Source organism: Bordetella ansorpii (assembly GCF_900078705.1).
In the GTDB taxonomy this organism is placed as follows: domain Bacteria; phylum Pseudomonadota; class Gammaproteobacteria; order Burkholderiales; family Burkholderiaceae_B; genus Bordetella; species Bordetella ansorpii_A.
Genome location: NZ_FKIF01000007.1, coordinates 529,835 through 544,784, shown reverse-complemented (window position 1 = coordinate 544,784; position 14,950 = coordinate 529,835). Strand labels below are relative to the sequence as shown.

Below are 14,950 nucleotides of genomic sequence, written 5' to 3'. Positions count from 1 at the left end.
GCACACGCATCACCCGAGCGAGACACCTGCAGGACAACTGAGACAGTCCCCCCTGCCACGAAAAGGTAAAATTCCGGTTTATCTTTCAGCCCGGTTGCCTTTCATCGTGTCACTTGTCCAGCATCTGCCCGGTTCTTCCGTCCTGTCCGCCTTTCGTCGTGAGCGTCTGCTGGCCCAATTGAAAGCGGCCGGCCTGCCGGTCGCCGACGTCTCGGCCCGCTATGAACACTTCATCAGCCTGGACACCGCGCTCGATGCCGACGCCCAGCGCCGCCTGAACGAACTGCTGGACTACGGCACGCCCGAGGCCGAGCGCGCCGCCGCCAGGAACCCGCTCGAACTGCTGGTCATTCCCCGCCCGGGCACCGTGTCCCCCTGGGCCAGCAAGGCCACCGACATCGCGCACAACTGCGGCCTGGACGCCGTGCACCGCATCGAGCGCGGCATCCGCTACGTGCTGACGCCCGAGCGTGGCCTGTTGGGCGCCAAGTCCTTCGACGCCGACATGCTGGCCCGCGCCGCCGCCTGCCTGCACGACCGCATGACCGAAACCGTGGTCGATGCCGGCTTCGACGGCCAGGCGCTGTTCACCCCGCTTGCCGGCAAGCCCATGAGCACCGTGCCCGTGGGCGCGCAAGGCCGCGCCGCGCTGGTCGAGGCCAACACCGCCCTGGGCCTGGCGCTGTCCGAAGACGAAATCGATTACCTGGCCGAGTCCTTCGGCGCGTTGAAGCGCGACCCGACCGACGTCGAGCTGATGATGTTCGCGCAGGCCAACAGCGAACACTGCCGCCACAAGATCTTCAATGCCCAGTGGGTCATCGACGGCCAGCCGCAGTCCGAAACGCTGTTCGGCATGATCCGCGCCACGCACAAGGCGCAGCCGCAAGGCACCGTCATCGCTTACTCCGACAACGCCGCCGTCATGGAAGGCGGCGATGCGCACCGCTTCGAGGCCGGCGTGCCGGCCGACGGCGGGCAGGGCGGGGCGCAGGCGGCGGCCTACCGCCGCCGTCCGGCCACCATGCACACGCTGATGAAGGTCGAGACGCACAACCACCCGACCGCCATCGCGCCGTACCCCGGCGCGGCCACGGGCGCCGGCGGCGAGATCCGCGACGAAGGCGCCACCGGCCGCGGCTCCAAGCCCAAGGCCGGCCTGACGGGCTTCACCGTGTCGCACCTGCGCTTCGACGACGCCACGCAGCCCTGGGAAGCCGACCATCACGGCATTCCCGACCGCATCGCCAGCCCGCTGTCCATCATGATCGAAGGCCCCATCGGCGGCGCCGCGTTCAACAACGAATTCGGCCGTCCGAACCTGCTGGGCTACTTCCGCAGCTTCGAACAAACGGCCGGCGGCACGCGCTGGGGCTACCACAAGCCCATCATGATCGCGGGCGGCCTGGGCACCATCGACGCCGGCCTGACCAGGAAAGAAATCATCCCGCCTGGCGCGCTGCTGGTGCAACTGGGCGGCCCCGGCCTGCGTATCGGCATGGGAGGCAGCGCCGCGTCCAGCATGGGCGTGGGCAGCAACTCGGCCGACCTGGATTTCGACTCGGTGCAGCGCGGCAACCCCGAGCTCGAACGCCGCGTGCAGGAAGTCATCGACCGCTGCTGGCAGCAAGGCGCCGACAACCCCATCCTGGCCATCCATGACGTGGGTGCGGGCGGCCTGTCCAACGCCTTCCCCGAGCTGGTCAACGACGCCGGCCGTGGCGCCGTGTTCGACCTGAAGCGCGTGCCGGTCGAAGAATCGGGCATGTCGCCCGCCGAGATCTGGAGCAACGAATCGCAAGAGCGCTACGTCCTGTCGGTGCTGCCGCAAGACCTCGCGCGCTTCGAAGCCATCGCCCGCCGCGAACGCTGCCCGTTCGCGGTGGTGGGCGTGGCTACCGAGGAGCGCCAGTTGCGCGTGGTCGACGGCGAGGGCCTGCCCGGCATCGACGCCGGCCGCCCGCCGCGCGCGGACGAAGTGCGTCCGGTGGACGTGCCCATCGACGTCATCCTGGGCAAGCCGCCCCGCATGACGCGCGACGTGCAGCGCCTGCCCGGCGCCAGCGGCCCGATCGATTTCGCCGGCATCGACCTGACCGAAGCCGCCTACCGCGTGCTGCGCCACCCCACCGTGGCCAACAAGACCTTCCTGATCACCATCGGCGACCGCACCGTCGGTGGCCTGTCCAGCCGTGACCAGATGGTCGGCCCGTGGCAGGTGCCGGTGGCCGACTGCGCCGTCACCCTGGCCGACTACGAAGGCTTCCGTGGCGAAGCCATGTCCATGGGCGAGCGCACGCCGCTGGCGGTGATCGACGCCCCGGCCTCGGGCCGCATGGCCGTTGCCGAGGCGCTGACCAACCTGGCCTCGGCCGACGTGCAGCGCATCGAGGACATCAAGCTGTCCGCCAACTGGATGGCCGCCTGCGGCGTGCCGGGCCAGGACGCGGCGCTGTACGACACCGTGTCGGCCGTCAGCGAGCTGTGCCAGGCCGTGGGCCTGTCCATTCCGGTGGGCAAGGATTCCCTGTCCATGAAGACCTCGTGGCAGGAAGAGGGCGAGTCGCGCCAGGTCGTGGCCCCCGTGTCGCTCATCATCACCGCCTTCGCGCCCGTCGCCGACGTGCGCGCCAGCCTGACGCCGCAACTGCGCACCGACGCGGGCGACTCCGTGCTGATCCTGATCGACCTGGGCCGTGGCCGCCACCGCATGGGAGGCTCCATCCTGGCGCAGGCCTATGGCCAGGTCGGCGAACAGGTGCCGGACATCGATCATCCGCAAGACCTGCGCACGTTCTTCGTCACCATCCGCACGCTGGCCGAAGCCGGCATCGTGCTGGCCTACCACGACCGTTCCGACGGCGGCCTGTTCTCGACCCTGACCGAAATGGCCTTCGCCGGCCACACCGGCATCTCGGTCAACCTGGACATGCTGACCATCGATCCGAACTCGGCCGACTGGGGCGACTACAAGATCCGCCCGGAACAGGTGGCCGTGCAGCGCGACGAACTGACGCTCAAGGCGCTGTTCTCCGAAGAAGCGGGCGCCGTCATCCAGGTGCCGGCGTCGCAGCGCGATGCCGTCATGCAGGTGCTGCGCGGCGCGGGCCTGTCGGCCCATTCGCACGTCATCGGCGGCCTGAACGGCGACGACGTCGTCGAATTCTTCCGCGACGGCCGCAAGGTCTGGAGCGCCCCGCGCGCCGAACTGGGCCGCGCCTGGAGCGAGGTCAGCCACGGCATCATGACGCGCCGCGACAACCCGGCTTGCGCGCAGGCCGAGCTGGACATGTGGAACGACGCCGCCGATCCCGGCTTCCAGCCGCGCGTGTCCTTCGACCCGCAGGAAGACGTGGCCGCGCCGTTCATCAGCACCGGCCGCCGTCCCAAGGTGGCGATCCTGCGCGAACAGGGTTGCAACAGCCAGGTGGAAACCGCCTGGGCCTTCGATACCGCGGGCTTCGAGTCCATCGACGTGCACATGACCGACCTGCTGTCGGGCCGCATCGACCTGTCGGGCATGCATGGCCTGGTGGCCGTGGGCGGCTTCAGCTATGGCGACGTACTGGGCGCCGGCGAAGGCTGGGCGCGCACCATCCGCTTCAACAGCCGCCTGTCCGACCAGTTCGCCGCGTACTTCGCGCGGCCCGACACGTTCGCGCTGGGCGTGTGCAACGGCTGCCAGATGATGGCCGCGCTGGCCCCGATGATTCCGGGCGCGCAGCACTGGCCGCGCTTCACCCACAACCAGTCGGCCAAGTACGAGGCGCGCCTGTCGATGGTGGAAGTGGCCGAGTCGCCCTCCATCCTGTTCGCCGGCATGGCCGGTTCGCGCATTCCGGTGGCCGTGGCGCATGGCGAAGGCTATGCCAACTTCGGCCTGCAGGGCGATGCCTCGCAGGTGCTGGCGGCGGCCCGCTTCGTGGACAACCGTGGCGCGGCCACCGAAACGTATCCCTTCAATCCCAACGGCAGCCCGGGCGGCCTGACCAGCGTGACCACGGCCGATGGCCGCTTCACGGTGATGATGCCTCACCCCGAGCGCGTGACGCGCAACGCCATGATGTCGTGGGCGCCGCAGACCTGGGGCGAGGCCGACACCGGCGGCCAGTTCAGCCCGTGGATCCGCATGTTCCGTAACGCACGGGTGTGGCTGCGTTAAGCCGGCGCCGAATCCGCCGGTTGATTGACTCAGGCCCCGTGGCTCGGACGAATGTCCGGCCCGCGGGGCTCAGTCTTTTGGTGTGTACAGATCAGGGATGCGGGACCATCCAGCGCAACAGGTTGAACTGGCCTTCGCTGGTGCGCCGAAACGGTTCGAGCTTGCATTCCACCGACATGATGCGTGCGTCCAGCCGCCGTTCGACCGCATCCAGCTTGGGCTTGCAGGCGATGTCCGATATGAGTGATGCGCGTGTCGAGCCTGTGATGCGGATCTCGTGAATGAAGGAGAGGGGATGCGGACGCCGGCATGGTGCGCCGGCTCTGCCGAAGGGCCTTCATGGATGCCTTCATCCCCACCGACCGGCTATACGTAGATGCTGCGACAACCACGCGTGTCGAGACGAACCAGACGAGTCCTGCATGCCTCACTCGCTATCGTGCGGGCATCACCTCGAAGGCCAACAGCAGCGTGACCTGTTCGGTGTTGAAGTTGTCATCCGACAGGAAGACCAGGGTGTCATTGCCGTTGGCCAGCTTCGGTCCCCAGGCCATGCCCTCGATGTTGTCCAATCGGGACAGCCCCAGCGTGTTCAAGTCCAGGACCAGCCGCTTGGCGGCGGGCTGGATCTTCGCGTCGGCCAGCGACTCCATGCCCGCCACGTCAGTGGCCCGCGAAACATCCGCTTCATACAGCCGGATGTAGTTGCTGAACCTGCCATCGGCCGCCTGCACGCCCGAACGTTCCAGCACCAGCATTCGCGTGGCATCTTGCATCAGGATTTCCGACACGCCGTTGTCCGCGTACTTGCCGCGCCCAGGCCGCGCGGGAATCGGATCCACCGGATAGGCCACTTGCCGCAACACCTTGCCCGTGCGGTCGTACTGCGTGAGGCGCGCCAGCGCGCCGCGTTCGGGGGTGGGCGGTTCGCCGTCCGCGAAGATCGGGCCCTCCATGCCCACCCACAGCGACTGGCCATCGGGCGCGAACGCCAGCCCTTCGAACGACAGGTTGTTGCGCGTGCCCTCGCTGCCGAACAGATGCGTCTGGAACATGGGCGGCGTGGGCAGCTCCGCCAGCAGGCTGCCGTCGCGGGCGACGTGGCGCACTGCCGGATCCAGGCCCAGCAGCCGGTCGCCCTCGCTGGCGTACCACAGGGTGCAATCCAGCGGATCGACGCGTATCGATTCCGCGTCCGGCACGCGGCCGCCCAGCAGGCGACTGGGATAGGGCGTGCGGTCGGGCCGCAGCAGCGGCGTCATGCCGGTCAGGTCGACGCCGGTGAAGCCTTGGGCGTCGTAGCGCAGCCAGGCCGAATACCAGCGCGCCGGACCGAAGTCGGAGCGGTCGTCGCTGATCATCACCCAGGTGCCGCTGCGCGAGTCGTAGTCGATGCCCGACAGGCCGCCGACCGAGGTGTCCTGGAAGGGCTGCTTGTGGGCCAGGCGCTGTTCGCCGATGAAACGCAGCGAGCCCATGCTGCGTTCCGGCGCCTGCCGGGCCTGCGCGCCGGCTGGAAGCAGGATCAGCGCACAGGTAAAAGCGAGCGCCGCGATACGGCAAAGCGAGACGAGCGGGCGCGGATCCACGAAAGCCATGGCGATGTCGGAAGACGATTGGATGACCGACGATGATAGGCGATACGCATGACGGTGCGCATCGCCGCCCAGGCGGCTGGCGTAGTAATAAAATTGCCGTTTTCCGCCCTTGCACGATGCCGGAGCCGCCATGAACGCCCGAATTCCCGAAGAAGCCCTGCCGCCCCTCGACCCGCAATCCCTGCAGGCTTTCGTCGATGACATGTGGGACAGCCGCATCATCCCCGCGCTGACCGACTACATCGCCATTCCCGCCAAAAGCCCTGCCTTCGACGCCGACTGGGAGAAGAACGCCTACATCGACCGCGTGGTGCGCGACGCGGCCCACTGGGTCGAATCGCAGAAGGTGCGCGGCCTGGCGCTGGAAGTGATCCGCCTGCCGGGCCGCACGCCAGTGATCTTCTTCGATGCGCCGGCCACCCGCGCCGACAACGGCGACACCGTGCTGCTGTACGGCCACCTGGACAAGCAGCCGGAATTCTCGGGCTGGCGCCACGACCTGGGCCCGTGGACGCCCAAGTACGAGAACGGCAAGCTGTATGGCCGGGGCGGCGCCGACGACGGCTATGCCGTCTACGCCTCGCTGACCGCCATCATGGCGCTGGACAAGCAGGGCGTGCCGCGCCCGCGCTGCGTGGGCATCATCGAGACCTGTGAAGAGTCGGGCAGCTACGACCTGCTGCCCTACATCGACGCGCTGCGCGACCGCCTGGGCAACGTGGCCCTGGTGGTGTGCCTGGATTCGGGCGCGGGCAACTACGACCAGCTGTGGATGACCACCTCGCTGCGCGGCATGGTGGCGGGCACGCTGGAAGTGCAGGTGCTGGACGAGGGCGTGCATTCGGGCGATTCCAGCGGCGTGGTGCCGTCGTCGTTCCGCATCCTGCGCCATCTGCTGGACCGCCTGGAAGACAGCGCCACCGGGCGCCTGCTGCCGCAAAGCCTGCATTGCGAGATTCCCGCCGACCGTATCGAGCAGGTGCACGCCACCGCCAAGATCCTGGGCGACGAGGTGTGGCGGCGGTTTCCCTGGAGCTGCGGCGCCGAGGGCGGCTTCGTGCTGCCCATGACCACCGAGCCGGAAGAAGCGCTGCTGAACCGCACCTGGCGTCCGACGCTGTCGGTGACCGGCGCCGAGGGCCTGCCGCCGCTGTCGTCGGCGGGCAACGTGCTGCGTCCGCGCACCGCCTTCAAGCTGTCGCTGCGCCTGCCGCCGCTGGTCGATGCCGTGGCCGCCGCGGAAGAGATCAAGGCATTGCTGGAAGCCGACGCCCCCTACAACGCCAAGGTGGTCTTCAACCCCCGCGAGGGCTCGGCCACCGGCTGGAACGCGCCGGCCTCGGCGCAGTGGCTGTCCGACGCCTTGGACAAGGCGTCGCGGCAATACTACGGCGCGCCCTGCGGCTACATTGGGCAGGGCGGTACCATTCCGCTGATGAGCATGCTGCAGAAGGGCTTTCCCAAGGCGCAGTTCATGGTGTGCGGCGTGCTGGGCCCGCGTTCCAATGCCCACGGCCCCAACGAATTCCTGCACGTGCCCTACGGCAAGAAGCTGACCGCGGCCGTGGCGCAGACCATGGCGGCCATGCCGGGTTGATGCCGTGTCCAATCGCTGTACCAAGGAACCGGCATGATCCTGCCCCCCGATGATGCGACCGCCCGCGAGGTGGCCGGCGCCACTCGCCATTGGCTGGAGAAGGCCGTGATCGGCCTGAACCTCTGTCCGTTCGCCAAGGCGGTGTACGTGAAGGACCAGGTGCGCTACGCCGTGAGCGCGGCCGTCGACGCCGAAGGCGTGCTGACCGACCTGGAAGACGAACTGCTGCGCCTGCACGAAACCGACCCCGAGACCGTCGACACGACGCTGCTCATCCTGCCCGACGCGTTGGACGACTTTCTCGACTTCAACGAGTTCGAGGACCTGTCCGACAGATTGTTGAAGCGCATGCGCCTGGTGGGCACCCTACAGGTGGCCACTTTCCATCCGCAGTTCCAGTTTGCTGAAACCGACGTCGACGACATCGAGAACTACACCAACCGTTCGCCGTATCCGATCCTGCACCTGCTGCGGGAAGACAGCGTCGAGCGCGCGGTGGACGCCTTCCCCGAGCCCGAAAGCATCTACGAGAAGAACATCGAGACGATGCGGCAACTGGGCCTGGAGGGGTGGAAGAAGCTGATGGCGGGCGCCTGACGGCGTGTCGTGGCGCCTGATCGTCAGATGAACGATTTGACGATCAGGGCAGCGACCCCGGTGCAGAGGGCGCCCGGTATCCAGCGCACCGAGCCGAGTTCGCCTCGGAGCTCCGCGGATAGTTGCTTCATTTCGCCGCGCAACTCTGCCGACAACTGCTTCATTTCGCCGCGAAGCTCCGCTGCCAGTTGCCTGGTTTCAGCCCGCAACGTGGCGGTGGCGGATTCGAGGTCTTGGTGGGTGGCGAGATCTTGCATGGCGGTCTCCAGGACTTCCGCGAGTGCGTCGGATGGGCATGGGCTTGCTGCTCGCCGGCACCGGCCTGGGACAGGCGATTGGCATAGTGCAGCGTGTCGAAGGCAGGCAAGGATCGCGGCACGGCTAGGTCCTGAAAGTGATTCGGCAGGCATGCAGCGTAACGCCGATAGTCGCGGCAGTCAGCGGGCCCAGGGACACTTTCACGACACTACCGGCGTCGCCTGCGGCACGAAGAACCGATCCTTCAATTCCTGCAGCCCGATCCGCTCCAGGATTTCCGCCAGCCGTTCGGCCGGCTTGCGGCGCGGGCGGTCCGCCTTGTACTGCGCCACGATCAGCTCGTTCTTCATCGAGTGCTCCCAGCCCACCAGTTCGGTCACGGTGACCTGGTAGCCGTGCGCTTCCAGTTGCAGGCAGCGCAGCACGTTGGTGATCTGGCTGCCGAACTCGCGGGTATGCAGCGGATGGCGCCAGATCTCGGCCAGCGGATCGGCCAGCGCCGCCTGCTTGTGCCGGCGCAGCACGCCCGCCACTTCGGCCTGGCAGCACGGCACCACCACGATATGGCGCGCCTGCTTCTTCAGCGCGAAACGCAGGGCGTCGTCGGTGGCCGTGTCGCAGGCGTGCAGGGCGGTCACCACGTCTATCCTGGCGGGCAGGGCTTTCGACTCGATCGAGTCCGCCACCGACAGATTCAGGAACGACATGCCGCCGAAGCCCAGCCGATCGGCCAGCTCGCACGAGCGCCGCACCAGTTCGTCGCGCGTTTCGATGCCGTAGATGTGCGAATCGTCGTGCAGATCCTTGAAGAACAGGTCGTACAGGATGAAGCCCAGGTACGACTTGCCCGCGCCATGGTCCACCAGGCTGACGGCGCCCTGTGCGTCCTTGACTTCCTTCAGCAGCGGTTCGATGAACTGGAACAGGTGATAGACCTGCTTGAGCTTGCGGCGGCTGTCCTGGTTCATCTTGCCGTCGCGCGTCAGGATGTGCAGCGCCTTCAGCAGTTCGACGGACTGGCCAGGGCGGATTTCATGGGTATCGGAAGACATCGGGGGACGCAACGCGGGGCGCCGCGCGGGCGCGTAAAGCTGGCAGTGTAACCGGGCCGATCCGGCCGCCGCGCATGAGGAGGGCGTCCACGCGCCCGTCAGCCTGATGCGTCCCGCCAACATTTCGACGCAATCCGGGCAACACCCCTGTTGATCCTAGGGAGAACACCTAGAAAAAACATCGCCAAGGCGTATAATCCTGCTTTGCGCCCGGAGTTCCCCATGCGTCTCGTCCAACAAGCGCTCACCTTCGACGATGTGTTGCTGGTGCCTGCTTACTCCGAGGTGTTGCCGCGCGACACCTCCCTCGTTACCCATCTCACCCGCAACATCACCCTCAATATTCCGCTCGTGTCCGCCGCAATGGACACGGTGACCGAGGCGCGCCTGGCCATCGCCATGGCGCAGGAAGGCGGCATCGGGATCATCCACAAGAACCTGTCGGCCGACGCCCAGGCGCGTGAAGTCTCCCGCGTCAAGCGCCACGAGTTCGGCATCGTCATCGACCCGGTCACCGTGTCGCCCGACATGAAGGTTCGCGACGCCATCGCGCTGCAGCGCCAGCATGGCTTCTCCGGCCTGCCGGTCGTCGAAGGCAAGAAGCTGGTCGGCATCGTCACCAACCGCGACCTGCGTTTCGAAGACCGCCTCGACCAGCCCCTGCGCAACATCATGACGCCGCAGGAACGCCTGATCACCATGAAGGAAGGCGCCACGCTGACCGAAGCCCAGGCCCTGATGCACAAGCATCGCCTGGAGCGCGTGCTCATCGTCAACGACGCCTTCGAGCTGCGCGGCCTGGCCACCGTCAAGGACATCGTCAAGAACACCGAACACCCGGTCGCCAATAAAGACGCCCTGGGCCAGCTGCGCGTCGGCGCCGCGGTCGGCGTGGGCGACGGCACCGAAGAGCGCGTCGAGAAGCTGGTCGCCGCCGGCGTCGACGTCATCATCGTCGACACCGCCCACGGCCACTCCAAGGGCGTGCTCGACCGCGTGCGCTGGGTCAAGCAGAACTTCCCCAAGGTCGAAGTCATCGGCGGCAACATCGCCACCGCCGCCGCCGCGCGCGCCCTGGCTGACCATGGCGCCGACGGCGTCAAGGTCGGTATCGGTCCCGGCTCCATCTGCACCACCCGCGTCGTCGCCGGCGTCGGCGTGCCGCAGATCACCGCCATCTCCGACGTGGCTGCCGCGCTGGAAGGCACGGGCGTTCCCCTCATCGCCGACGGCGGCATCCGCTACTCGGGCGACATCGCCAAGGCCCTGGCCGCCGGCGCGTCCGCCTGCATGATGGGCGGCATGTTCGCCGGCACCGAAGAGGCGCCGGGCGAAGTCGTGCTGTTCCAGGGCCGCTCGTACAAGTCGTACCGCGGCATGGGCAGCCTGGGCGCGATGGCCGACGGCTCGGCCGACCGCTACTTCCAGGATCCGGCCAACAACGCCGACAAGCTGGTCCCCGAAGGCATCGAAGGCCGCGTTCCCTACAAGGGCAGCGTGCTGGCCATCATCTACCAGATGGTCGGCGGCATCCGTGCCTCCATGGGCTACTGCGGCTGCGCCACGATCGACGACATGCGCACCAAGAGCGAGTTCGTGCAGATCACTTCCGCGGGCTTCCGCGAGTCGCACGTCCACGACGTCCAGATCACCAAGGAAGCGCCCAACTACCGCGCCGACTGATCCCAGTCTATCCTTACGCAATACCCACGCACCGGCAGGACAAACGTTCTGGCCGGTGCGCTTCATTTACAACCGGCAGAGTCACCATGCACCAGCGCATTCTCATCCTGGACTACGGTTCGCAAGTTACCCAGTTGATCGCCCGCCGCGTCCGCGAGGCCGGCGTCTATTCCGAGATCCATCCTGGCGACGTGGACGACCACTTCGTCCGTGCCCAGAAAGAAGCCGGCGTGCGCGGTGTCATCCTGTCGGGCAGCCATGCCTCGGCCTACGACGAAGGCTCGCTGCGCGTGCCCGCCGCCGTGTTCGAGCTGGGCGTGCCGGTGCTGGGCATCTGCTACGGCATGCAGTCCATGGCGCATCAACTGGGCGGCAAGGTCAGTTATTCCGATCACCGCGAATTCGGCTACGCCGAAGTGCGCGCCCAGGGCCACACCAAGCTGCTGGAAGGCCTGGCCGACTTCACCACGCCCGAAGGCCACGGCATGCTGAAGGTCTGGATGAGCCACGGCGACAAAGTCACCGAGCTGCCCCCGGGCTTCAAGCTGATGGCTTCCACGCCGTCGTGCCCCATCGCCGGCATGGCCGACGAGGAACGCGGCTTCTATGCCGTGCAGTTCCACCCCGAAGTCACGCACACCGTCCAGGGCAAGGCGATGCTGGGCCGCTTCGTCAACGACATCTGCGGATGCACGGGCGACTGGAACATGCCCGACTACGTCGAGGAAGCCGTCGCCCGCATCCGCGAGCAGGTCGGCGCCGACGAGGTCATCCTGGGCCTGTCGGGGGGCGTGGACTCGTCCGTTGCCGCCGCGCTGATCCACAAGGCCATCGGCGACCAGCTCACCTGCGTGTTCGTCGACCACGGCCTGTTGCGCCTGGACGAAGGCAAGCAGGTCATGCAGACCTTCGCCGAGAACATGGGCGTGAAGATCATTCACGTCGATGCCACCGAGCAGTTCATGGGCAAGCTGGCCGGCCAGGCCGACCCCGAAGCCAAGCGCAAGATCATCGGCCGCGAGTTCGTCGAGGTTTTCCAGGCCGAGGCGGGCAAGCTGAAAAGCGCCAAGTGGCTGGCCCAGGGCACCATCTATCCCGACGTCATCGAATCGGCCGGCGCCAAGACGGGCAAGGCCACGTCCATCAAGTCGCACCACAACGTGGGTGGGTTGCCGGATACGCTGAACCTGCAGCTGCTCGAACCGCTGCGCGAACTGTTCAAAGATGAAGTGCGCGAGCTGGGCGTGGCGCTGGGCCTGCCGCCGTCGATGGTGTATCGCCATCCGTTCCCGGGTCCGGGGTTGGGCGTGCGCATCCTGGGTGAAGTGAAGAAGGAATTCGCTGATCTGTTGCGCCGGGCGGATGCGATCTTCATCGAAGAGCTGCGCAGCACCATCGATGAGAACAGCGGCAAGAGCTGGTACGACATGACGTCGCAAGCGTTTGCGGTGTTCCTGCCGGTGAAGTCGGTGGGGGTGATGGGCGATGGGCGTACGTATGAGTACGTGGTGGCGCTGCGTGCCGTGCAGACGTTCGATTTCATGACGGCGGATTGGGCGCCGCTGCCGCATGCGTTGCTGGCGAAGGTGTCTTCGCGGATTATCAATGAAGTGCGTGGGATCAATCGGGTGGTGTACGACGTGTCGAGCAAGCCGCCGGCGACGATTGAGTGGGAGTGACAGGCGCCTTCTTAACACAACTTCTAGGTATGAAGCGTCTTTTCATTGATCGTCCCCTGAGGCCCAGGGGACGCAGTACGTAAACACAAAAATATGAAACTGAATCGTCAGCAGATTCACGAGCGTGCCATGCGGGTGCTGGAATCCAGCCCGCAAGGAATTCGCTGGTCGGATTTACTTCGAGCAGTAGGAGAAGAGGCGCCGGACACGCCGCGCAATAGCATTCACGGCGGCATCCATAATCTGCTGATAACGCGTACCCGCGAAATCGTTAAGGTCGCGCGGGGTACGTATCAACTAGCTAGATTCGTTGAGGCGGATGATGCCATTGCTAGCGCCAAAGAGCATGAGACGGAGACCATTCGTGTTCAGGCTGATGAGCCTGAGCTAGGTACCCTTACCGAGCAGGACTTCTATAGCAGTTTTGCCGAGTGGCTTGAAGAGAATGACGAAGCTACCGTGGCAGCTTCGCTTGGAGGAAGTAGCCTTGGCGGTAAATGGGGCACGCCGGATGTCATAGGCGTCCTGAAGCCACGGGCTCAGGATATTTTCAAGTTTGAGCCACAGATCGTGACTGCGGAAATCAAGGCCGTGCCCAATCAGCCCGTTGTGGCATTTGGGCAAGCCGTGGCATATCGCCTTTTTTCGCACAGAAGCTACATAGTCGTTCCAAACTCTACGAGCAGCGATGATATGAATCGGCTCAAGTCCCTGTGCAGTATTCATGGGGTAGGGTTGGTGACATTCATGTTAAATAAAGCTCAGCCGGACTATACAGTTGTCGTACTGCCAGTAAATGCTTCACCTGATATGTTCTATGTCAACAACATGCTGGAACGACTTAAATCGTCTGAGCCCACTTTATTGAACCGGCTGTTTTGATACTGACGTACGATAAGCGTCCGGCCAAGCCCAGGGAGTCAGAAGTAGAATTCTCTCATTGAGGAGTTCTACAGATGAAGCGATCGAAGTTCACGGATAGCCAGATCATCGAGGCGATCAAGCGTGTTGAAGGCGGGCCGGCGGATCCGGTTCTTGCTGGTCAGAGTAGGCTAGGGGTAATATGTCAAAAATATCAGACATTTTAGTTGCTTGCTATCTGCCATGAACCTCATCGATATCGGCCATGCCGTGCGGGTCCGGCGCTCTGATCTGGGCTTGTCCCAAGCGCAGTTGGCGCACCTCAGCGGCCTGTCTCGTCAGACCCTGGTCGGCCTGGAGAACGGCACCCTGAGCGATCTGGGCGTCAACCGGGTGGGTCAGGTCATGGCGGTGTTGGGCCTCGACAGTCCGAAGCTGGATACCCAGGCGCGGCGCAAGAAGCGCGGCCTGTGGATGGCGGCCAAGACCGCCAGTGTCAGCTATGCACAAGAACTGGCGCCCGAGACGCTTGAGCAGGCCCTGGCGAGCGGTGTAGTGCCTGCTTCATTTGCTCCGCACCTGACGCACTTGCTGGATGAGGCGCCCGTGCCTGTCGTCGTGATGGCCGTGGAGGAGGCTGCCTCGCATACACATCAGCCGCCAAAGCAAATCTGGCGCAATGTGGCGAAGTTGGCTGGATCGTTGTCCGTGCATCGTCGCACGCTGTGGGCATGAAGCCCGAAACACTGCCCAGAGGTCCTTGGGAGAAATTGTTCCCGCGGGCGCTGGCGCTGATTGACGAGATCAGTCGGTATGGCGGCGTCGCGGACCCGTTCTGGACGCTGGGCGGCGGAACGGTGCTGATGTTCCGCTACTGTCATCGGCTGAGCAAAGACATCGACATCTTCGTGCCTGACCCGCAGTACCTCGGTTTTGTCTCGCCGCGGTTGAGCGACACAGCCGCGGATTTAACGCAGGACTACACCGAACAACCGGGTGCCTTCGTCAAACTCCAGTTCGAGGAAGGTGAGGTCGATTTCGTCGCCGCGCCCAATCTTCTGGACGACGCTTGGGACATCTGGGATATCGGCGGTCGCGCAGTGAAAGTAGAGACCGCCGCTGAAATCATTGCAAAAAAGATGTACCACCGTGGCGATCGGGTCACGGCGCGCGATCTCTTCGACTTTGCGCTGGTGATCGAGCGCGAGCCTCGGCAGCTTCTGGCAGCGACGCCATTCCTTCTACGCCATCGGGAGGCATTCCTGTCCCAGATCCGAGCGCCGCATGCCAGCTTGCGCGCCGCGTTCGAGGCCATCGCTACGCTGGAGTACACGCCCGGCTTCGATCATTGCGTAGCCGTGGTCGGGGATTTTCTGGGCGAGCTGTAGCCTCTTCGCATGTGGTCATTCCCCGTCGTGTTGGAGCGCGCTCAGATGCGTTCTGATCGACAATAAGCTCGAAAA

At 65.4% G+C, this 14,950-nt stretch carries 11 protein-coding genes; 8 read left to right on the top strand and 3 right to left on the bottom strand.

Features of this window, described 5'->3' with window-relative positions; all coding sequences use genetic code 11:
- Positions 1-106 precede the first annotated feature (106 nt).
- Entirely contained in the window at positions 107-4,162 is a 4,056-nt protein-coding gene (gene purL, locus A6745_RS18210) for a phosphoribosylformylglycinamidine synthase (protein WP_066131363.1), read from the top strand.
- A 434-nt stretch (positions 4,163-4,596) separates the two neighbouring features.
- On the opposite strand, the gene A6745_RS18205 is transcribed toward purL, so the two are convergent.
- Positions 4,597-5,760, bottom strand: a complete 1,164-nt coding sequence (locus tag A6745_RS18205) for an esterase-like activity of phytase family protein (protein ID WP_066131362.1) — start codon at positions 5,758-5,760, stop codon at positions 4,597-4,599.
- Positions 5,761-5,890: 130 nt separating this feature from the next.
- On the opposite strand from A6745_RS18205, the gene A6745_RS18200 reads away from it, so the two are divergent.
- Both A6745_RS18200 and A6745_RS18195 read left to right on the top strand, forming a co-directional pair.
- Entirely contained in the window at positions 5,891-7,357 is a 1,467-nt protein-coding gene (locus A6745_RS18200; protein WP_066130200.1) for a M20 family metallopeptidase, read from the top strand.
- 33 nt (positions 7,358-7,390) lie between these two features.
- Positions 7,391-7,954: a DUF1415 domain-containing protein gene (locus A6745_RS18195; protein ID WP_156513436.1), complete on the top strand. Its 564-nt coding sequence runs from the start codon at positions 7,391-7,393 to the stop codon at positions 7,952-7,954.
- Between the two features lie 23 nt (positions 7,955-7,977).
- Here the strand turns inward: A6745_RS18195 and A6745_RS18190 are convergent, their stop codons facing one another.
- Both A6745_RS18190 and A6745_RS18185 read right to left on the bottom strand, forming a co-directional pair.
- The gene (locus tag A6745_RS18190) at positions 7,978-8,211 is read right to left on the bottom strand and encodes a hypothetical protein (protein WP_066130199.1); all 234 of its coding nucleotides are present in this window, start codon (positions 8,209-8,211) and stop codon (positions 7,978-7,980) included.
- Between the two features lie 201 nt (positions 8,212-8,412).
- On the bottom strand, positions 8,413-9,264 hold the full coding sequence (locus tag A6745_RS18185; protein ID WP_066130197.1) for a class I SAM-dependent methyltransferase: 852 nt from the start codon (positions 9,262-9,264) through the stop codon (positions 8,413-8,415).
- A gap of 222 nt (positions 9,265-9,486) precedes the next feature.
- Here A6745_RS18185 and guaB point away from each other — a divergent pair, with 222 nt between their 5' ends.
- The 5 genes from guaB to A6745_RS18165 all read left to right on the top strand — a co-directional run bounded on the left by guaB (position 9,487) and on the right by A6745_RS18165 (position 14,875).
- Positions 9,487-10,947, top strand: a complete 1,461-nt coding sequence (gene guaB / locus A6745_RS18180) for an IMP dehydrogenase (RefSeq protein ID WP_066130195.1) — start codon at positions 9,487-9,489, stop codon at positions 10,945-10,947.
- Between the two features lie 86 nt (positions 10,948-11,033).
- On the top strand, positions 11,034-12,626 hold the full coding sequence (gene guaA / locus A6745_RS18175; RefSeq protein WP_066130194.1) for a glutamine-hydrolyzing GMP synthase: 1,593 nt from the start codon (positions 11,034-11,036) through the stop codon (positions 12,624-12,626).
- Positions 12,627-12,719: 93 nt separating this feature from the next.
- The gene (locus tag A6745_RS27965; protein ID WP_082853132.1) at positions 12,720-13,508 is read left to right on the top strand and encodes a hypothetical protein; all 789 of its coding nucleotides are present in this window, start codon (positions 12,720-12,722) and stop codon (positions 13,506-13,508) included.
- Positions 13,509-13,730: 222 nt separating this feature from the next.
- A complete protein-coding gene (locus tag A6745_RS18170) occupies positions 13,731-14,222 on the top strand; it encodes a helix-turn-helix domain-containing protein (RefSeq protein ID WP_066130191.1) in 492 nt (163 codons plus the stop codon).
- Positions 14,219-14,875: a nucleotidyl transferase AbiEii/AbiGii toxin family protein gene (locus tag A6745_RS18165; RefSeq protein WP_066130188.1), complete on the top strand. Its 657-nt coding sequence runs from the start codon at positions 14,219-14,221 to the stop codon at positions 14,873-14,875. Before A6745_RS18170 ends, A6745_RS18165 begins: the two co-directional genes overlap by 4 nt.
- The last annotated feature ends 75 nt before the right edge of the window (positions 14,876-14,950 follow it).